The sequence below is a fragment of the Tepidibacillus sp. LV47 genome, from assembly GCF_048381575.1.
Lineage (GTDB): Bacteria > Bacillota > Bacilli > Tepidibacillales > Tepidibacillaceae > Tepidibacillus.
Map to the genome: position 1 here is coordinate 563,235 of NZ_JBLWIF010000001.1, position 18,953 is coordinate 582,187.

General features: G+C 36.0%; 24 protein-coding genes. 8 read left to right on the forward strand and 16 right to left on the reverse strand.

Annotated features, from left to right (window positions below; genetic code table 11):
• Positions 1–21 precede the first annotated feature (21 nt).
• The 7 genes from ACMW72_RS02785 to ACMW72_RS02815 form a co-directional block, all read right to left on the reverse strand.
• Positions 22–405, reverse strand: coding sequence for an Asp23/Gls24 family envelope stress response protein (locus tag ACMW72_RS02785; protein ID WP_418367387.1), 384 nt, complete (start codon positions 403–405; stop codon positions 22–24).
• A 30-nt stretch (positions 406–435) separates the two neighbouring features.
• Positions 436–1,224: an SDR family oxidoreductase gene (locus ACMW72_RS02790; protein ID WP_418367295.1), complete on the reverse strand. Its 789-nt coding sequence runs from the start codon at positions 1,222–1,224 to the stop codon at positions 436–438.
• 110 nt (positions 1,225–1,334) lie between these two features.
• Positions 1,335–1,484, reverse strand: a complete 150-nt coding sequence (locus ACMW72_RS02795; RefSeq protein WP_418367296.1) for a YvrJ family protein — start codon at positions 1,482–1,484, stop codon at positions 1,335–1,337.
• Positions 1,485–1,510: 26 nt separating this feature from the next.
• Positions 1,511–1,729: a DUF2922 domain-containing protein gene (locus tag ACMW72_RS02800; RefSeq protein ID WP_418367297.1), complete on the reverse strand. Its 219-nt coding sequence runs from the start codon at positions 1,727–1,729 to the stop codon at positions 1,511–1,513.
• A 31-nt stretch (positions 1,730–1,760) separates the two neighbouring features.
• A complete protein-coding gene (locus ACMW72_RS02805) occupies positions 1,761–1,985 on the reverse strand; it encodes a DUF1659 domain-containing protein (RefSeq protein ID WP_418367298.1) in 225 nt (74 codons plus the stop codon).
• Positions 1,986–2,230: 245 nt separating this feature from the next.
• Entirely contained in the window at positions 2,231–2,803 is a 573-nt protein-coding gene (locus tag ACMW72_RS02810) for a Uma2 family endonuclease (RefSeq protein WP_418367299.1), read from the reverse strand.
• Between the two features lie 98 nt (positions 2,804–2,901).
• Positions 2,902–3,444 (reverse strand): RNA polymerase sigma factor, encoded by a 543-nt coding sequence (locus tag ACMW72_RS02815; RefSeq protein WP_418367300.1) that lies wholly within the window; start codon positions 3,442–3,444, stop codon positions 2,902–2,904.
• Positions 3,445–3,671: 227 nt separating this feature from the next.
• Between ACMW72_RS02815 and ACMW72_RS02820 the strand changes: the two genes are divergently transcribed.
• Genes ACMW72_RS02820 through ACMW72_RS02840 form a run of 5 tightly spaced genes read left to right on the forward strand, consistent with a single transcriptional unit; the run spans position 3,672 to position 7,634 of the window.
• Positions 3,672–4,202, forward strand: coding sequence for an RNA polymerase sigma factor (locus tag ACMW72_RS02820; RefSeq protein ID WP_418367301.1), 531 nt, complete (start codon positions 3,672–3,674; stop codon positions 4,200–4,202).
• 11 nt (positions 4,203–4,213) lie between these two features.
• Positions 4,214–4,702 (forward strand): anti-sigma factor family protein, encoded by a 489-nt coding sequence (locus ACMW72_RS02825; RefSeq protein ID WP_418367302.1) that lies wholly within the window; start codon positions 4,214–4,216, stop codon positions 4,700–4,702.
• Between the two features lie 13 nt (positions 4,703–4,715).
• A complete protein-coding gene (locus ACMW72_RS02830) occupies positions 4,716–5,558 on the forward strand; it encodes a hypothetical protein (protein ID WP_418367303.1) in 843 nt (280 codons plus the stop codon).
• 37 nt (positions 5,559–5,595) lie between these two features.
• The gene (locus tag ACMW72_RS02835; protein WP_418367304.1) at positions 5,596–6,891 is read left to right on the forward strand and encodes a VTT domain-containing protein; all 1,296 of its coding nucleotides are present in this window, start codon (positions 5,596–5,598) and stop codon (positions 6,889–6,891) included.
• A gap of 47 nt (positions 6,892–6,938) precedes the next feature.
• Positions 6,939–7,634, forward strand: a complete 696-nt coding sequence (locus ACMW72_RS02840) for a phosphatase PAP2 family protein (protein ID WP_418367305.1) — start codon at positions 6,939–6,941, stop codon at positions 7,632–7,634.
• Positions 7,635–7,675: 41 nt separating this feature from the next.
• Here the strand turns inward: ACMW72_RS02840 and ACMW72_RS02845 are convergent, their stop codons facing one another.
• Positions 7,676–8,800 carry an MGDG synthase family glycosyltransferase gene (locus ACMW72_RS02845; protein WP_418367306.1) on the reverse strand — a complete coding sequence of 375 codons (1,125 nt, stop codon included), beginning with the start codon at positions 8,798–8,800 and terminating at the stop codon, positions 7,676–7,678.
• Between the two features lie 192 nt (positions 8,801–8,992).
• Here ACMW72_RS02845 and bacA point away from each other — a divergent pair, with 192 nt between their 5' ends.
• On the forward strand, positions 8,993–9,802 hold the full coding sequence (gene bacA, locus ACMW72_RS02850) for an undecaprenyl-diphosphate phosphatase (protein ID WP_418367307.1): 810 nt from the start codon (positions 8,993–8,995) through the stop codon (positions 9,800–9,802).
• 94 nt (positions 9,803–9,896) lie between these two features.
• Here the strand turns inward: bacA and ACMW72_RS02855 are convergent, their stop codons facing one another.
• The 6 genes from ACMW72_RS02855 to ACMW72_RS02880 form a co-directional block, all read right to left on the reverse strand.
• On the reverse strand, positions 9,897–10,418 hold the full coding sequence (locus tag ACMW72_RS02855) for a hypothetical protein (RefSeq protein WP_418367308.1): 522 nt from the start codon (positions 10,416–10,418) through the stop codon (positions 9,897–9,899).
• 106 nt (positions 10,419–10,524) lie between these two features.
• Positions 10,525–12,072 carry a rhomboid family intramembrane serine protease gene (locus ACMW72_RS02860; protein ID WP_418367309.1) on the reverse strand — a complete coding sequence of 516 codons (1,548 nt, stop codon included), beginning with the start codon at positions 12,070–12,072 and terminating at the stop codon, positions 10,525–10,527.
• Between the two features lie 103 nt (positions 12,073–12,175).
• A complete protein-coding gene (locus ACMW72_RS02865) occupies positions 12,176–12,832 on the reverse strand; it encodes a TPM domain-containing protein (RefSeq protein WP_418367310.1) in 657 nt (218 codons plus the stop codon).
• An 83-nt stretch (positions 12,833–12,915) separates the two neighbouring features.
• A complete protein-coding gene (locus tag ACMW72_RS02870) occupies positions 12,916–14,511 on the reverse strand; it encodes an MDR family MFS transporter (RefSeq protein ID WP_418367311.1) in 1,596 nt (531 codons plus the stop codon).
• 26 nt (positions 14,512–14,537) lie between these two features.
• A complete protein-coding gene (locus ACMW72_RS02875; protein ID WP_418367312.1) occupies positions 14,538–14,981 on the reverse strand; it encodes a MarR family winged helix-turn-helix transcriptional regulator in 444 nt (147 codons plus the stop codon).
• A 92-nt stretch (positions 14,982–15,073) separates the two neighbouring features.
• Positions 15,074–15,745: a TVP38/TMEM64 family protein gene (locus ACMW72_RS02880; RefSeq protein WP_418367313.1), complete on the reverse strand. Its 672-nt coding sequence runs from the start codon at positions 15,743–15,745 to the stop codon at positions 15,074–15,076.
• Positions 15,746–15,829: 84 nt separating this feature from the next.
• On the opposite strand from ACMW72_RS02880, the gene ACMW72_RS02885 reads away from it, so the two are divergent.
• Entirely contained in the window at positions 15,830–16,060 is a 231-nt protein-coding gene (locus ACMW72_RS02885) for a small, acid-soluble spore protein, alpha/beta type (RefSeq protein WP_418367314.1), read from the forward strand.
• Positions 16,061–16,086: 26 nt separating this feature from the next.
• Here the strand turns inward: ACMW72_RS02885 and ACMW72_RS02890 are convergent, their stop codons facing one another.
• The gene (locus tag ACMW72_RS02890; RefSeq protein ID WP_418367315.1) at positions 16,087–17,358 is read right to left on the reverse strand and encodes an NAD(P)/FAD-dependent oxidoreductase; all 1,272 of its coding nucleotides are present in this window, start codon (positions 17,356–17,358) and stop codon (positions 16,087–16,089) included.
• 137 nt (positions 17,359–17,495) lie between these two features.
• Here ACMW72_RS02890 and ACMW72_RS02895 point away from each other — a divergent pair, with 137 nt between their 5' ends.
• On the forward strand, positions 17,496–18,035 hold the full coding sequence (locus ACMW72_RS02895; protein ID WP_418367316.1) for a gamma carbonic anhydrase family protein: 540 nt from the start codon (positions 17,496–17,498) through the stop codon (positions 18,033–18,035).
• A gap of 7 nt (positions 18,036–18,042) precedes the next feature.
• On the opposite strand, the gene ACMW72_RS02900 is transcribed toward ACMW72_RS02895, so the two are convergent.
• Entirely contained in the window at positions 18,043–18,792 is a 750-nt protein-coding gene (locus ACMW72_RS02900; RefSeq protein WP_418367317.1) for an acyl-[acyl-carrier-protein] thioesterase, read from the reverse strand.
• Between the last annotated feature and the right edge of the window lie 161 nt (positions 18,793–18,953).

Below are 18,953 nucleotides of genomic sequence, written 5' to 3' on the forward strand. Positions count from 1 at the left end.
GGCGTCTTTACATTTTTAAGATTATCTCAAGCGAACACTTTCTTCTTGTTCAGGTTCATCTTTTTGTAATTCTACTCCTTCAACATAAACATTGACTTCAACAACACGTAACCCTGTCATCGATTCTACTGCTTCTTTCACATTTTGCTGAAGTTTTCTAGCTACTTCATGGATCTTAAAACCATATTTAATGACAACACGTAAATCGATCGCGGTTTCTGTTTCACCAACTTCTACCCGCACTCCTTTTGTAACGTTTTTCCCACTTACCCTTTTTGCTAATCCTTCAGTAATTCCAGCGGACATACTAGCAATACCTTCCGTGTCAGTAGCAGCAAGTCCAGCAATCATAGCGACAACATCGCTTTCAATTTTGATTTTTCCTGTTTCTCTTTCCTCTGTCATCATTTGATCATCTCCTATTCATTTTTTTGTTTATAAAGCCTGAACCATTCCTCCATCAATCATAATGGTAGAACCAGTAATATAGGAATTGGCATCAGATGCTAGAAATACGACTGCTTTTGCAAATTCCTCTGGGTCTCCATATCTTCTTAACGGAATGGTCTGTACGAATTCTTCTTTTACTTGTTCAACAGACTTTCCTAATTTATTCGCTCTTACTTGATCTAATTCCTTCAAGCGATCGGTGGCAATTCGTCCTGGTCCAACCACATTCACTAAAATATTATCTTGAGCTAGTTCAATGGATAAGGTTTTCATTAAACCAGCAATTCCTGCTCGAAAGGTATTGGATAAAACTAATCCAGGTATTGGAACTTTTACCGATGAAGAAGCAATGGTGATAATTTTGCCACCACCATTTTTACGCATATAAGGAACTACTTCCCGAACCATACGAACGACGCTCATTAAATTGGTTTGAAACGCTTTTTCCCAAGTTTCATCATCAAACTGCATGAATTCGCCGCTTGGTGGGCCACCCGCATTTAAGATTAAAATATCTACTTTTCCTAATCGTTCGATCATCGTATGTACAAATTGTTTGATATCCTCTGGTTTACTGACATCTGCAACCATCGATTCGACCCGTGTCCCTGTTGCTTGACGGATTTCTTCTGCTGTTTTTGTGATTTGTTCTTCATTCCGGCTTGAAATGGCCAACTCTACCCCTTCTTTAGCTAGCTCCATTGCAATCGCTTTCCCTAGCCCTTTACTAGCAGCTGTTATAAAAGCAACTTTCCCTTTTAAGCCTAATTCCATGAACCAAGCCCTCCTTATGTTTATTATGGTATTACTCATTTTATTATAACAAAAATTAGGAAAAGAATGAAAAGAAGACAACACTCTGCTGTGTTGCCTTCGCTTTGAATCTAACAACGTTTGATGGATGAAATACTATTGGTTAATTCGGAAATAGAGTTTGTTAAGACTTCCAATTTCCCTTCGATTCGAATGAGTAGGTACATGGTAATCACGATGGGAAAACCTACTTCTCCAATGACAGGAATCCATTGTTCCATGATGATCATCTCCGACTTCATCTAAATTAAGCGATGAGATCAGTGACTGTTTTTTCAATAACTCTCGCATCGACTGCCGCAACTAATTCACCACTAGAGAATTGGAAGATGTTTTTGGATACGATCAGGTCCATTACTTGTTGCACTTTTACAGTGTCAACAGGTTCAATGGGATCTGCTAATACAATTCGAGCCGTTTTTCCTTCTGTGGTTTGGAATAACAATTCAAGGGTTTTCGTTGTCATTAATCATCCCTCCTTCATCAATTTCATTTTATTAGGCTTGAATAATTTCTTCACGATCAATGCGTTCAACACGGTAGACTGGATTTTTTTGCAACGATCCAAGGGCTTGTGCGACGTCAAAGACATCTTGGTCTAAAGCCGCTGCTTTTACCCCGTTATATGTTTTTGACTTTAAGATCGGCTGACCCTGTGGATCGGTTCCGATTTGATAAGTAATCACTAATTTTGAAAGGTCTGGGATACGACTTACTGCCATTTTACATCCTCTCCTTCATTCGTTTTTTGTTCCCGGCCGGTTACATCTCATATAGTGCTTCTAGTTGTCCTATTGGGTGACAAGTGCAGTTCTTAACTTTCTCATTGCTCGTTTCTTCCAAGTCTTTACTGTATTGATGAAGATGTTGTAATGATCTGCGATTTCTGAAATGTTAACCTACATCCTTCTTGCACTGTTTGTAAGAATTATAGAAAAAAATCCCACGCTTAAAGGTGGGATTGTCGTTATCGAACAACACGAAAAATATCATCTACTGCTAAATCAAATCGACCTAGACATTTTAAAGTCATTCCTCTTGTATAGGTATTTACAGACATGAACTCCCCGTTAACGTTACTATTGTAGACAATAATTTTATTTTTATTAATGTCCACAATCCAATATTCCTTCACACCAAACCTCTGATAAACATCTAGCTTTAAACCTTTATCTCTATGCTCTGTACTATAGGATAAGATTTCAACAATTAATGAGGGGACTCCTTTATATTTTGCCCCTTTAAATTTTTCTGGATCACAAGTAATCATGATATCAGGAGCAAACTCATATTTTTCATTTTCATTTTCAAAAACGACAGCCACGTCACTTGTGAAAACTTCACATTTGTGATCAAATCCTAAGTGATTGATCAATGTATTCGCAATCTTATTCTTTACCCGATCATGATTGGGATAAACAGGTGTCATATAGTAGATATAGCCATTGTCATACTCTAATCGAAAGTTCGGTTCATCGTTCTGAATTTTTTCAAATTCCTCATAAGTAAAATACTCATAATTCTTCGCATTTCTGCTCATTTAAAACCACCCTATCCCCGTAATATGATATCACCGATCTACTTTATATATTACTGCAATTATATCTCTATTCTTGCCAATTTAGCAATTTTATTCGCCTACTGGGTAATAAGAGCTGTTCTTAACTTTTTTATCGCTCGTTTTTTCCAAGTCTTTGCAGTATTCACAGAGACTTGAAAACGATCAGCAATCTCAGCGATCGTGTAACCTTGAATCCAGTGTAATTCAAGAAATTGTTTTTCCCGTTCAGATAAAAGACTTTCCAATTGTTCCTTCCAAACGGTAAAATCAAGATCAACATGATCAACGAGTATCCTGTGTCCTTCACCTTGCCAACCCTCAAAAAGGGAAGCCTCCTGCCATTTCTGTTCTTTCTTTAGTAGCGAAGACAAATGTTGCCAGATTTTTTGTTTCATATAGTGGCCAAAAAACACACCATAGCTTGGGTCATATTGCTTAACTGCAAGAATAAAAGCAAGACGGGCCTCTTGTAGGGTATCTTCAAAACTATTATAAATATACCGTTTGTTGGCAAACGTAACCAGTAAAGGATGATATTTTTCAAGCAAGATGGATAAGGATTCTCGGTCTCCTTGCTGTGCTTTATTCACTAACTCTTCCACAACTTTCACCTTCATCATGAAGGCCGGCCTTCGGAATTTGTGCACAGCTTTACCTTATCCGCATCTGTTTTCTTCGTCATATCATCTATCTTAATAATAGAACGCACGTTCACGATTTGTTCACAAATAAAAAATCACGGTTTTTCATTGAACTTTTTCCTAAAAATGCACGTCAATTGACAATAAAGAGATAAACTAAGAATATTCGCTTTTTACCTTATCCCGCTATGTATGGAGTGTCTTTCATGGATCTGGAACTATTTCAACTCATTTCTGAAGCAAAAGAGGGAAAACAAGATGCATTTGAACAATTAATGACAAGATATAAAGGGGTTGTTTACCGCCAAGCCTATGCGATGCTTGGTGATCATATGGAAGCCGAAGATGTAACGCAAGAGGTATTCTTAAAAATTTACAACTCGTTATCTTCCTTAGAAAGCCCTTATGCATTTACATCCTGGGTAACGAAGATCACCCTCAATCTCTGTTATGATCAAATTGAAAAACGGAAGAAAAAAATGGCTGTGACAAGTGAGAACTTAGATCAACTCGCTCGTTCTCCATCAGGAGGGCTAATAGAAAGGAAGGAGCTTTTGTTAACCCTTCAGAAGACCATGCAAAAGTTATCCTTAGAACATCGAGAAGTCATTATTTTACGTGACATTCAGGGGTATTCTTATAATGAAATCGCAAAGATATTACAGGTTCCTGTTGGAACTGTCAAATCCCGTTTATATCATGCACGATTAGCATTGAAAAATGAGCTTTCAAAATGAGGTGATAAAAAATGAATCATCCAGAAGAAGAAAGGATTTCTGCTTATGTTGACGGAGAGTTAACTGAATCTGAAAAGAGCATAATGGAAGAACATTTACAAGTTTGTGATCGTTGTCAAAATTTATTTCAAGAATTAACAGAGATAAAGAACCTAGTCTTTTATGCTTATCAAAATATAGAGGTACCTCAAGCAATAGAACAACAAGTAATGACCAAAATCGAACTAACAAAGATGGAAAATCTATTCGCGATCAATAAAATCCCATGGTTTCAAGTCGTATTACCTGTTCTTCTTGTTGCACTTTTACTTACCTCTCAACCCTTATTTTTAAGTTTTGGAATCTTTTCGTCTATAATGAAAGTGATATTTAGTATAATTCCAGTTATCGTAACAATTGTTCCTTATTTACTTGGAGTGATCGTCATGATTTCTCTATTTGCCATTTTCTTATCCCTTTGGTTATTACGTCGGTTCATTGTTAGCAAAGTAATCCAGTAAGGAGTTGTAACATATGGTAACACGCAAACAATTGGTTTATCTTTTGGTATTCGTCATTCTAATGACAACCTCTTTTCCTGTTCATGCCGCTAATCAAAACATCATAGACAACAATCAAACAAATATAGCAAAAGATCAATCGGTAGAGAATGTTGTGGTGATTGGAAATGATCTGGTCATAGAAGGAACTGTAAAGGATGCCGTTATTGTTATAAATGGAGATTTAACAGTGAAACAAACCGCACAAATCCAAGGAGTAGTGGTCGTACTGGGTGGAGGAATTCAAGAGGAACAAGGTGCAAAAATTACAGATAATGTACTCAATCTCTCCTTCCGACATGAAGTCCTAAATAGCCTCTTACTTGGTCTGTCGGTCATAATTGGGATCTGGATTGCTAAATTTGGATTAAGTATCTTACTCATACTCTTGTTATTTTTAACGGTATTGCTGGCAAAGAAACGATTGAAGCCGATACAAGATCAAATCGCTAAATCCCCAAAAAGGCTCATTTTCATCGGGATCGCAGCAAGTATCTTACTCTTTGCTGTAAGTATTTTGCTAACAATTACGGTAATCGGGATTCCAATCGTTATGATTTTGTTGGCCATAATACTCGGATTTTTAGTCTTAAGTCTAGCTACACTAAGTAAAATGGTAGGTGCGTATCTATTACGAAATAAGGAAGATCATTGGAAGATTCCCTTGGTAGGTGCGATTACTCTTGTTGCAGGGATCAACTTTCCATTCTTCGGTGGTGTGCTATTCTTGATTCTGGTATGGATTTCAATGGGGATAATGACCTTATGGATTTCTGATTGGATGAAACGAATAAGAAAACCATCCAGTTCTGAGTGAATTGATTTATTTTTGACCTTGGAGGACACTAATTTACATGTTTACTTGGATTGCAATAATTTTCACAAAATACGGTTATATTGTATTAATTTCATCACTTTTTTTAGAGATGATTGCCCTTCCTTTACCCGGGGAAGCTCTGATGAGTTACACAGGCTTTCTAGCATATCAAGGTCAATTTTCTTGGAGATTAAGCATTATTGCTGCAAGTTTAGGAGCTATTTTGGGGATGACCCTATCCTATTGGATTGGGTATTGGTTAGGTAATCGCTTCTTTGAAAAATACGGGAAATATATCCATATGGGGCCTGAACGCTTGAGAAAAACATCGATATGGTTTAAGAAATATGGAAATAAGTTATTAATCATCGCTTATTTTATTCCTGGGGTTCGCCATATTACAGGCTATTTCTCTGGAATTACACAGATTCCTTTTCGAACCTTTGCAACTTACGCATATACTGGTGCAATTATATGGGTAAGTACTTTTATTTCCTTAGGAAAAATATTAGGCCCTCAATGGGAACAATTTCACAATTCAATAAAAAGATATTTAATTATTGGTGGAATTACCCTGGCAATTGGTATTGCAATTATCTATATTTATCGCACCTACAAATTAAGATTAAAAGAACGCTTAGAATCAAAATTGCAACAAGCAATTGCTACCTTCCATACTTTAGGACATGTTAAGATCCTTATAACGATAGCAAGTATTGTTTTTCTGGGATTATTTATGCTTATGATTGGATTAATTCAAGACTTCATTAGTAATGAGTTTGTTCAATTTAATGAAATCACTATCTTATTAGTTAATCTAATATTTAAACCCAACTGGGATAACTGGATGAGTGGTTTTAGAGTTCTGGTTTTGTTTCCTATCCTCATTCCCTTAATCCTTATTACATGGTTATGGATAATGATAAAAAGCAACGACAGAAAACTGGAATCACTTTTCCTTGCAATTGTCGTTATCGGAGGCGAGGTCTTAAATGAAAGTCTTCGTTTCATTTTTCATCGCCTTTCTCCTATTCCAATTGATAAGTCCATGAATACATTCCCTAGTGAACAATCCTTAATGGCCATTGTGATCTATGGATTTACCGTCTTCTTATTACTACGCCATACTAAAAATATATGGTTGCATAACATCTCTATCTTCATTGTTTTTATCATCTTGATTCTGATTGGTATTAGTAGTATCTACTTCCAAATTGAAGCCCCGAGTGATGTTGTCGGTGGATACGTATTTGGTGGGGTATGGTTAAGTTTAAATGTAATTTTGCTTGAGGTGTATAGATTGTTAAGGAAAATGAGCAAAAAAAATCAGTAGAAAATTATGATGACTGCCCATTATTAGAAATATAGAGGTGAATACTAATGTTTAAACAGATGTATCAAAAATTTTTCCATGTCGTTCATACCTCCGTTTTAAGAATTGGGAAGCACTTCGTTTGGGGGCTTGCCATTGGAATTTTGCTTCTGTTTGTATTTGCTAAACTTGTAGAAGACTTACTTTTTAATGAACTTGGTATGTTTGATACCATTGTTACACAGTACATTCAAAGTTTTGCCTCCCCTAATGTTACAAAATTGATGGTTTTCATCACCCAGCTGGGATCAGGGCCAATATTAACATTATTCTTATTGATTGTTGGAGGAATATTTTACTTTCGTTATAAAAAAAGAAGGGATGTTATTTTATTAGCTGGCGGGTTAATTGGAGGGGCTCTATTAAATGTAGCGTTAAAAGATCTATTTCGCCGATCAAGACCGGACATTACGCATCTTGTTGAGGCAGGTGGTTATAGTTTCCCTAGTGGTCATTCTATGGTTTCAACAACGTTTTATGGCATCCTTAGTTATTTGCTATGGATTCATCTCAAGGAAAGAAAAAAATCAACTTGGTATGTACCAATTCTCACTATAATTCTAATTCTGTCTATTGGGATTAGCCGAATCTATCTTGGTGTCCATTTCCCTAGTGATGTAATTGCTGGATTTTCAGCTGGTGGTATTTTAGTGATAGCAGGGATTATAGGATATGAATCTATAAAAAACGCAGAAAAAATTTAAGTGGCTGCATGATATCAGCCTCTTTTTTTTTGTTTTATCCTCTATAGAGCAATTTGATTCTTCTGAAAGTAAAGCACATTTTGAATCATTTGCTCAACAGTTTTTTTCCCGAAATTAGAATCGGAGTTAATCTGAAAATGAGATAATACATAAGAAGGGTTTACTATATACTGTTCAAGCAAACTTTTTAATTCATGAATATCCTGAATAGCAATACCAAGTTTTCTTTGTTGGATGAAATCTAAATTTTCCTGTTCATGACCAGGTATAGCATTGAATAAGATCATTGGAATCTTTTTAGCGATCGCTTCAGCTGTAGTCATACCACCTGGTTTCGTAACAATAAAATTAGAAGCGTCCATCAATTCATCAATATTTTCTACAAAAGAATAAATCCGAATGTTGGGGTGCTGAGATAAAGGATGCAATTGGAGTTGGTGGTATAATTTTGTATTTTTACCCGTTACGATTAAAAATTGAAATTCATCTCGATAATCCGAAAGGGCATCAAGGATTCCTCGCTCCAAGCCTATTCCTAATCCTCCCCCCATAAACAGGATCGTCGGCTTATTTGCTAGACCTAGTTTTTCTCGAATGAAACTCTGATCCCCTCTTTTCCAAAAAAACGGATGTGTAGGAAGACCTGTAACAAATATGCGTTCTTTTGGTACTCCTAAACTTACATAATATTTTTTTGCTTCCCAAGTAGATAAATAATAATAATCTACACCTTCACTAATCCATGTTCCATGAGCACCATAATCGGTAGGAACAACATGTAATGGAATCTTTAGTCCCATCCGTTTTAATCTAGAAATTACCGCACTTGGAAAAGGATGAGTCGCTACGATCAAGTCTGGCCGTTTCTCTCTAACTAATTGCATGACCTTCGTATAAATGAAATGCAATAAAAGCTCAAAATGGGGTTTAACTGTACGATTTTGAACTTTTTTATACAATATACCCCAAAGTTTAGGGGAATATTTGATCGTTTTTAAATAAATTTGATTGATCCAATGGCTTAATGTAGGCCTTAACCAAGTTCCTAATTCTATAATTTCAACTTGCCAAGTCGGTTGATAAATTTTTATTCCTTCTTTAATTGCTTCAGCCGCCTTGGTATGTCCTGCTCCAAAAGCCTCCGATAGAATTAGAATACGTTTCATTTTGCTTTCCCCTTTTATTTGATTAATAATCTCTATGACTTCTTTCATGGCTATTAAAAAGGACGAATCCTTATTGAAAAAGTTCATTATTTCCCCCTAACTTGGTGAACTTTTTTAACGTACGTTATGTCTTTTTTATTGTCATTTGAAATGCCCAAAAAACTAAAAATTAAACTTTAGGAGGATTCATTTATGCACAATTATTTGATTTCAGTCATTCAAGGAATTGTCGAAGGATTGACAGAATTTTTGCCTATTTCCTCAACTGGACATTTAATTTTAGCTGGGGAACTCCTTCATTTTACTGGGGAAAAAGCAGAAACGTTTGAAATTGTCATTCAATTAGGGGCAATCCTAGCCGTAGCAATTCTCTACTGGCAAAGAGTTCTTGGCTTACTAGGATGGAAGAAAGGATTAGAGTCAGAGAATCATGAGGGTACATTAAGGCGATTAAATTTGATCCATATCTTTGTTGCCATCTTTCCAGCGATGCTGATGGGACTTCTTCTTCATAAAGTAATAAAAACTTATCTTTTCTCTTCTTATACCGTTTTAATTGGTTTAGTCATTGGCGGACTTTTTATGATTTACGCTGAGAAACGAAAAACAAGAGTTACTGCTACCACTATAGATGAAATTACTTATAAACAAGCCTTTTTGATTGGCCTTTCGCAAATTCTCGCGCTTTGGCCAGGTTTTTCTCGTTCAGGAGCTACCATTGCAGGAGGATTGTTGGTTGGAACGAACCATAAAGCAGCAGCAGAATTCTCCTTTATCATTGCAATTCCTATGATGATTGCAGCTAGTGGTTATGATTTATTAAAAAGCTATCAGTATTTATCGGCAAATGACATTGGTTTCTTCGCCATCGGTTTTATTGTTTCATTTATCGTCGCATGGTTAGCTGTCGTCTCTTTTCTTAAATTATTACAAAAAGTCAAATTAACCCCATTTGCTTATTACCGTTTTATCCTAGCAGCCTTATTTTGGTTCTTTATTTAGTCAGGAAAAAAGAGAACCAACGATCTAGTCAGATCATTGGTTCTCTCTCTCTAGATATTTGGTATATGCTAAATCTTTATTTTCATCACTTCATTTACAAGAAATAAGAGAGACGTCCTTCTTTTAGTTGTAAATTTCCCTTTCCATGTAATAACCGATAGCGGTGCTGAACGAGAGCCGCATGCCGAATTTGTTGGTTACAAAAAGAAATACGATGACCACAATAGATCTTATGATTACCCTCTAAAAATAATTTCGTGATGGACTTATTTTCCTCTTCCATATGAACCATCGACTGAGCAACTACGAAACCCAGAAAAAACTCCCCATTTAGCTGATTTGAAAGTTTTAACGGAATCAAAATCCAATCCTCTAATAAAGGAAGTGGAACCATTTGTCGTTTGCCAATGGCTTGTCCATACTGCTTGCGCAGCGCAACCAAGTCGTAACCGAAAAACTGAATGATCTGATTTAGAAATGATTGTGCTGTTGTTGAAAGAATTTCCTCAGTACCATCTTGAAACAACACCTTAAGTAATAATCCCCGATTGACAATTGGCTCTGGAAAAAACGCACTTCCTTTTAGCATAAAAGGATAGAACTGGTTCTTGTTCATCCAAGACCTCTCTCCCTCCCATTTTTTCTTTATTATAAACGAACATATATTCGCATTTCAAGTTTTTGGCAGAAACTTCTTTAATAGAAATAAAAAAAGGTTTATTTCATTGGATTTGTCGTAACAATTCTTTTGCTTCTTTAAACTGAGGGTTAATTTCCAAAGCTTTTTTTAGATAAGGAATCGCTTCTCTTTCTTTATGTTGCAAAAGTAAAATTCGCGCAATATTATAATGGGCTTGATAAATCGTTGGATCCAATTCAATTGCCTTTTGATAATGTTCCTTGGCCCTATTTAAATTTCCTAATTGGTCTAGAGTATAGGCATAATAGAAATGATAATTGGCGTCTTTTGGCTTAGCTCCCATCAGATGTTGAAAGATTTTCAAGGCTTTTTCATAGTCTCCTTGTTTTAAGGCATTCTCTCCTACAATAACTAATGCTTGACTCCCTTTTACTTCTTTATTCTGAATCGCCCACCAAGTAGAGGTAAAGGTAAAAACGAGGAACAATGTTGCAATGATCACCATTCCAAAGCGCTTTCTTTTTTGTCGCGGCAAACCCACTAATGCGGAGACAAAAAATCCCCCAATCAGTCCCCCAATATGAGCATAGTTATCGATATTAGCCACTGTTAATCCAAAAATGAGATTAACCGCAATAATGGTCAAAATATCCTTACCCATCGTTTTAAAAAACAAACTTGGATGGACATAACCAAAATAAAGTAAAGCACCAAACAAACCAAAAATAGCTCCTGATGCCCCTGCACCAATCGAATTTGGGGAGAAAAGAAAACTGATCATATTGCCAATAATTCCTGCCATTAGGTAGATGACAAAAAAGCGAAACGAACCGTAGATTCTTTCCGTAATTTGCCCAAGATAATGAAGGGCGGTGCTATTTAAAGCAAAATGAATAAACCCGATATGAAGAAAGATGGGAGCAATTAATCGCCAATACTCCCCTTGGGTAATAAGATAGGATTCCTTTGCGCCAAACTGAAGCAAAATTCTCGGATCGGTACTTCCCCCTTTCATCTCCATAAGCAAATAAATGAGGGTATTAATCCCGATCAAAATATAAGTAAAATAGGGTTTTCCATAATGAAAGATTCCTTTAATCTCTTCTCTTCTTCGCTTTTCAATTTGTTCCATTTCATCGATGACCGCAATAGGATCGAGAAGGCTTTTATCAGAAAAATAATAAAGGAAGGAGTCTTTTCTTATTTTCATCTTTTGAAAGACATCTTCAGGAACGCCGATTTCTTCTCTTTCTAAATCAGCAAAGCCAAAATAGATCTCTATATTTCCATCATAAATCTTCCTTGAATATTCTTGAATTTTGACCTTTGTTTCTATTGATGGGCTGAATGGAAAAACGTATAACTGAAAATAATGTAGATTTCTAGCTTGTGATTTAGATAAAATCGTTCTCGCATGGGCAATCAACTCATCCATTTTCATCTCATCAAAAATAAATCCTCTTTCTTGAACGGGAACTAAATGGATAAAAAAAAGATCCATTTTTTCATTCTTCATCAGTCCTAGAGCAGGAAAGGGTTGATCCATATTTGATTCCCTAAAAGGAAGGAAAGAAAAATGTTCGGTTTTGACTAATTGATAGGCAACGGATAAGAGATAATCTTTTAACACTAGATTTCTCCTTTCTAACTTTCATTACCCTAATTGTAACAGACACTGATTGAAAAAGGAAAAGTTTGGCTAAAAAAATGAAGTCCTCTTCACTCGCAAGAGTTCAAGAGGACTTTTTCCTTGTTTTATTGATAAACCATACGAATATAGCGATGAATAACAAGCCAATAGTCCATAAGTATTTCGAATTTATGTTTCCTCTTTTTCCGTCTTTCTGAACTTGTTGTGGTGGCTCAGGTATTTTCGGGGAATCTTTTTCTTTTTTTTCTTTCTCTTTTATCGAAGCAACAATATCTTTACTAATCCCCTTTGTTAATTGAATAAAGGCTTGGTCTACCGCTCCGATTTTGACAGCTGGAACAAAGTATTGTTCAATTTCTTTTTGAAAAAATGAATCATCTAACCCTTTTTTTTGTAATGCTTCGCCCGTGATAATTTGAATTTTTCGTTGATCAACAATTGCAAGAATCAAAATCGTATCTTCAGGCAATTGTTTTTCCATGAATAATTCTTTTGCTTTGACATCAATTGCCGAATCAATCCTAGGTAAAAAAATAATTCGAAATACTTCAGGCAAATGATTCATTTCCTTTTCAATGGCTTCTTTTTGTTCCTTTGTTAAAAAATTAGAATGATCTTCAACGACGGATTTTTGAGGTTGATCTTTTGCAAAGATCGTATACGAGAAAGCAAATAAAAATAATAACATAAAGATCATGAGCAAATTTTGACGAACTCTCAAATCTTCCTTATCAACCAACCCGTTTCTTCCTTTCAGTTCATAGTCCCAATTTACTAATCTGATTATAACATAGGTAAGGTTGATTGGAAGGAAAATCGCCCTTAATTTAGCTCCGTTAATTCAGATTCGATATGCCCAATTTCTTTTGTACTTTTTCTTAGGGGAACTTCTTTTAAGAAGAAAACAAACACAATATTGACTAACATAATTAAAAAACCATAGAAAAATACATCCTTAATTGCACTTGCAAGAGAAACGCGAATGGCTTCAAGTACTTGATTGAATATGTGTATGGCTTTAGCTGGAATCATTGCTTTTAATTGTGTAATGCGTTCGGGATCAAATAAGACCTGTGGATTTTTCACATGATCTAAACCTATTGTTTCCATAAGATGCTTTGCTTGTGGAGGAATCTCTTTTGCTAAGTTTCTATTCATACTGTGACTCATAATCGTTCCCATGATAGAAACACCAACGGTTCCCCCAATCTGGCGAAACAATTGAACTGCTGAAGTTGCGACGCCCAGCAGTCTTTTTGGAACTGCATTTTGAACAGTCAAAACAAAGAGTGGCATCACAACCCCTAATCCTGATCCTAATACAATCATATTTAAGGTGACTGTTGTATTTGTGGTATCAATTGTCATTCTCGATAGTAAAAACATACCTATCGTAACAATTGCAATCCCAATTATCGCTAAGAACTTATATTTTCCTGTTCTAGAAGTAATTTGACCACTAATGGTACTTGCAATCACTAAACTTAAGGTCATTGGCATTAAAATGACACCCGATTGAGTCGCCGAGGAACCAATAACCCCTTGCACAAATAAGGGAATAAACATGACTGATCCAAACATCCCCATGCCAATAAGAAATCCCATTAAATTGGAGATGGTAAAAATACTGTTTTTAAAAAGGTGTAATGGTAGAATTGGATTTTCAACCTTACTTTCTGCAATCAAAAATAAAATTAGACCAATCGTTGCAACAGAGAATAAAGAAATGATTTGCATCGAACTCCAATTATATTTTGTTCCAGCCCAGGTAAATCCTAATAATAATGGAATGAGGGTAATGACCAAAAATAAAGCCCCGTAATAATCGACTTTTTCCCTTTGACCGTGGAAATTATGTTTTGGATAGAGAGTATAAATAAAAAACAATGCGACAAATCCTAAAGGTAAGAAAATCCAGAAGATCCAATGCCACTCCCAGTGATCGACAATATAACCCCCAAGCGTTGGACCGATGACACTTGATAAACCAAAAACGGCTCCCATTACCCCCTGCCATCTCCCGCGTTCTGCAGGTGAGAATAGATCAGCAACAGTGGTCATTGATGCAGACATAATCGTCCCACCGCCAAGACCTTGAATCCCGCGATAAATAATCAATTGAAGCATGGACGTAGCCGTACCTGATAAGAATGCCCCTAACATAAAAACAGCAATACCCGATAATAAGAAAACTTTACGACCATAAATATCAGAAAGTTTACCGACTAAAATTACCATGATACTGGTAGAAAGCATATAAATGGTGTAAATCCAGGTATAATAATCCATTCCTCCTAAATCAGCAACAATGCGAGGAAGGGCAGTGTCTACAATCGTTTGACTTAAAGAAGAAAACAACATGGAAACAAGGATGGTTAACATAATGGTAATTTTTTTCTTTCGTTCTAAATGTTCCATAAAATCCTCTCCATTCTTATGCAGTTCTATTCAGTTTTCCTTTTTTTCTTAATATTATCCTTGATTTTGCGATAAATTTCGATTAAGCGTTGCAAATCCTCTTCTGGCAGTCCATCTAGATAAATTTTCATTAACTTCTGCCGTTCTCGACGAATTTCCTTAAGCAGCTCTCTTCCTTTTTGGCTTATGGATAGAAATACAATTCGTCGGTCTTGATCTGAGCGAATCCGCTCTGCTAATCCTTGAGCAATCAGCTTATCGGAAAGGCCAGTAATCGCAGGGACACTTACCCCCATACTTTCAGCCAAATCAGAGATTTTTTGTCTGTTTTGTTCTAATTGCTTTAGTACCCAAATCTGGCTTAAGGAAATTCCTTCTTTTAAGCATTTATGCTTTTCCGAAATTACCAACTGATTGATTTCATAAAATAATTGTTCTAATTCACTAATTAAAACCTCTTCCCGATCCAATCATTTAGCCTCCTAATATTTAAGATACTTAATTAGTATAAGCAATGGATCAAAAAAATGCAAGAACAAAAAAAGACCAAAGCATTTCAACTTTAGCTTTGGTTAGGTATTTTTTTATTCTCTAGCTTTTTATTGATCATGTAGCCAATCACAATTAAACCCACAAATATAAACACGAGAAATAATAACCTGATGGGATGTTGTTGGAAATAGACCAAATCGTGCCCCATCATTGTTTCTAAAAAGATCATAGGCAATTTTCCCCATAATGTTGACCAAAAGAAAGTTCGAAACGGCAGCAAAGAAATTCCACCAAAAAAATTAACGATGCTTGATGGTAAAATGGGAATAAGCCTTCCTAAGAAAAAAATGAGAAAACCATTGTCCTTTATTAGCTGCTCCAACTTTTTTATTAAGAGATATTTTTCAGTTTGTCTTTTTGCATAATCTCGCGCAATGTATCGGGAAAAGAAAAAAGAGATAACAGCTCCAATAACAGAAAATACCCAGTTTAATATAAATCCTAACCCGATCCCAAATACAAGGGCATTTGCCCCTGCCAGTATTACAAAAGGAATAAACGGAAAAAAGGTTTGAATGATAATCGCCAAAAAACTTATAAACCAAGCAAGCCACCCTAAAGACTTTAGATACTGAACCAATAAATGTAAATTTCCTTGCCTTAGAATTTCACCAAAATCCGTTTGGAAAATCACATAAATAAGTGAGAGTAGAACCAAGATGATAAGAGCAATCTTTTTCACCATATTTCCTCCAGTATTATTTCCCAATTCGAGTTCAATCGTTATTGTATTATAACAAAAAAATAACAAAAAATAATACTGGAGGTGGATTCATTGAGCAATAATAACCGCTTACTCAATCCTAAAGCCCGTAGTGCGATGGACCAACTCAAATATGAGGTGGCCCAAGATTTAGGTTTGGATGATGATATTCAAAACCGCGGATGGGAAAATATGACAACTAGGGAAGTGGGAAAAATAGGCGGTAATATGGTTAAACGGATGATTGCCATTGCGGAACAGCAAATGGCCAATCAACAAAATGCTCAGAAGTAACCTCTGTTATTTACGGCACCCTTAACTTAGGGTGCCTTTAAAGAGAGCATTTTAGCTGCACTTTTGCCTGCCACATGTCCTGTGACAAAGGCAACGGTAATATTATATCCTCCTGTATATCCGTGAATATCTAAGATTTCTCCACAAAAATAGAGTCCATTCATCAATTTAGATTCCATTGTCTTGGGATCGATCTCTTTAATTGAGACGCCTCCACCTGTTACAAAAGCTTGTTCTAGGGGTAACGTCCCATTTACAGTGAAAGTGAAGTGTTTGATCTTCTCTGCAAATTGGCGAATTTTTTCTTTTGCTAGATGGATAAATGTGATATCATGGGGAATCCCCGCTTGGTCAAGGAGAAAAAGAAGATAACGTTCTGGCATGTAGCCCTTTAAGACATTTTTGATTGCTTTTTTAGGTTCGGCTTGTAATTTTTTTGTCAGTTCTTGAAAGACAATTTCTCTATTTTTATCAGGAAATAAATCAATCGCCATTGTTATTCTTTTCTTCTTTGATTTTTTCAGTTCTTTCACCACAAATTGACTGCATCTTAAAGCGGCGGGTCCACTAATCCCAAAATGGGTAAAAATCATGTCCCAACGATGGCGGATGACCGTCTTCCCTTTTTCATTCAATACTGAAAGCTCAATATCTCGTAATGATAAACCTTGTAATCTTTTTTCTTGAATAAAGGGTTCATCAGAAGTAATAGGAACTTCTGTGGGGTAAAGTTCGGTAATCGTGTGGCCTGCTTTTTCTGCCCATGCATAGCCATCACCAGTTGAACCCGTTTTGGGAACAGATTTTCCACCAACAGCGACAATGACAGCTTTTGCTTCAATCTTTTCACCTGTTTGTAATTCAACACTTTTTACTTTTCCTTCTTGATAATGAATGGTTTTAACCGGGGTGTTGGTTCTGTATGTAACCTTTAAAGCTCTTAACTTATCAATTAAGGCATTCACCACGGATTGAGCGTTATCGTTAACAGGAAACATCCGTCCCCGATCTTCTTCTTTTAAAGGAATGCCCAAGTTTTCAAAAAAACGGATAATATCTTCATTATTAAAGATGGAAAAGGCACTGTACAAAAAACGACCGTTTCCGGGGATATGCCTTACTAAATCTTCAATCGGCATGCGATTGGTGACATTGCAACGGCCACCACCTGAAATGGCTAATTTTCGTCCTAATTTATTCCCTTTTTCAAGAAGTAATACCTTTGCCCCTTCTTCGGCTGCCGTAATCGCTGCCATTAATCCAGAAGGGCCACCACCGATGACAATCACATCGTACATCCTACTTCCTACTTTCTATCAGATTCGCTTTTTCAATATGTTTATTTCTTTCTTATTTCAAAGATTTTGTCTGTTTATTTTTGTTATAATTTAGTTATTGTTAGATCAGATCTTTAAAAACAGAGGTGAAATGCAAAATGATCTATCCATACAAAAATAAAAAGCCAGCAATTGCAAACAGCGCTTTTATCGCCGACTATGTCACGATTACGGGTGATGTCACCATTGGCGAACAATCAAGCATTTGGTTTCACACAGTCATCCGGGGAGATGTAGCCCCAACCATCATTGGTCATCGTGTGAATATTCAAGATCATTCTGTCCTACATCAAAGTCCTAATATCCCTCTTATTATTGAAGATGATGTTACGATTGGACATCGTGTACTTCTTCACAGTGCAACGGTTCACAGAGGTGCACTGATTGGTATGGGATCGATTATTTTGGACGGAGCTGAGATTGGGGAGGGAGCCATGATTGGTGCAGGAAGTCTTGTCCCACCTGGAAAGAAAATCCCTCCCTATACATTAGCTTATGGTCATCCTGTAAAAGTGATTCGACCATTAACAGAAGAAGAGAAAAAGGATATGGAACGGATTCGTAATGAGTATGTAGAGAAAGGACCATATTATAAGTCGATTGGGACCGCTCTTCCATTTAAACCTACTCATGAATAAAAGTAGGTTAATTTTTTTCCCACGTTGTTTCTAATAAACACAATGTTGTATCTTGATTGTTCGCAACTTTTTGTATTGCAATCCATTGATCGCCATTTCCTCTTATTTCCGTTAAAACTTGAACTTGATCCCCATATTTTGCTTCTTTCTTATACATCACTTTCATATGACGTAATTGGTGTTCCGTCACCATTTCGAGGGGTAACGTTTCCATCGCCCATTCTACATATTTCACATTATTGACATGTTTATTCGTATCGATGTCGCTATAACGAACGGAGAACTCTTTTTTGTATTGACTTTCATTTAATTCTTTTAATTTCCCCATCTCATACATATTGGGTTTATCTGGGTCTATGCCATAAGCTTCATAAATCCTAGGTGGGATCTTGGTTAACCTTCCTTTTTTCGTATCTAATAACACCCATCTTGTATAGGCATAGACCATTAATTCCCCTTCTTGATTGGTAATCTTAAATTCCCGATAAGCATTAAATTTTTCAAAAGCACAGGCATTGGTTGTAATCGTAACGGTTTGTCCAAATTGAGGATAGGCTTTAATCGATAGATCCCATTGATAGAGTGACCAGGTTAAATGGTTTTCTTCTAAGAAGTCTAAGCCAACTCTTAATTTTTCACTTTGGTGTATCGCAATATCTTGAAAATAATTCATCAATGTGGTTGGTAAAGCTCTCCGTTTAAAATCAACTTCATAATAGTGAACATTGTATTCTCTTTTTGTTACGACAGGATGCAAAACGATTCCCCCTTTACTATTTATTTGTTCCTAAATATCTTATATTTTAACAAAAATAAAAAAAAGATGAGACTTTCATCTAAAAAAGTTTGTCAATTGAACTCTGTTCTTCTAAAATGAGGAATAGATTGAAATAATGGATAATATCGTTAAATGTTAAT